The following is a 984-nucleotide window of genomic DNA, read 5'->3' as shown; positions in this document are numbered from 1 at the left end:
ATAAACGCATAAGGTCCTTTTTGCATAAGTTCACGTTGTAAATCAGCATATATTTGCGCCCGTTTTTGCGGATCTTTTTGAAACAAAGCATATTCAACTTTTTGATTCATCTTGGCATCAAAATACCCATGCTTCCAACTAGGATAGGCAGTGTTTCTAGCCTCAAACCGATTATCTGGATTATAAACAAGACGTGAAGCCATTGTATGAGGATCCGCAGAATCATTATTCCATCCAACAAAAATTGTATCAAAAGCTCGGGCATAAAGTTTGGAAAACAACTGTGTACCTGCCAATCGCTCAATTTTAAGACGCACACCCGCCTGCGCAGCACTATCTTGGAGTGACTGAGCAAGTAACAAAGTATAAGGAGCATTTGATACGAGAAAATTTGCCTCAAATCCGTTCGGATAACCGGCCTCTGCTAAAAGCTGCTTGGCTTTTTGAATATCAAGCTTAAAGGGTTGCCCTTCTTTTTCATCTAAAGCCCCAAAATTGCCAAGAGGAATAAAACTTGCCCGTGGAATACCAATCCCTTTGAGAAGCTTCTTGCCAAGACCTTCATAATCTATAAGATAACGCATCGCCAAACGTACTTTTTCCTTAGCAAAAATGGGATTCGTCGTATTGAATCCCCAATACATCATGGATGGTTCTAACACTTCTTTGATTTTAACATCTGTTGTTTTTTGCAGATCTGCAAGATCTTCAGGTGTCAAATTACGAGCAACATCAATATCATGTTTTTGCAACAACAAGCGTTGTGTTCCAGGCTCCGCAACATGGCGAATTAAAATCTGTTTTAGTTTAGGTTCTTGTCCCCAATAATGAGAGCTTGCACGCAATAAAATCGCTTCTCCAGGGCGCCAACTTTTTAACTGATAAGGACCAACGCAAGCAGCATGAGTTTTCAAATACTGATTTCCCAAATCACCATTTTTTTCGTGTTTCATGATCGTCTTACGATCAAGCAAAGCTGTTGCA

Annotated in this window: 1 protein-coding gene; it reads right to left on the bottom strand. The window is 39.9% G+C overall.

Features of this window, described 5'->3' with window-relative positions; translation table 11 throughout:
- Positions 1-984 (bottom strand): ABC transporter substrate-binding protein (locus tag ACFIJ9_RS08625; RefSeq protein ID WP_375636782.1); only part of this gene is annotated, 984 nt, incomplete at both ends.

This window comes from Bartonella sp. MR90HLJMH (genome assembly GCF_042194115.1).
In the GTDB taxonomy this organism is placed as follows: Bacteria; Pseudomonadota; Alphaproteobacteria; order Rhizobiales; family Rhizobiaceae; genus Bartonella; species Bartonella grahamii.
Note: the sequence above shows the minus strand (reverse complement) of the source record. Positions and strands in the feature narration are given on the sequence as shown.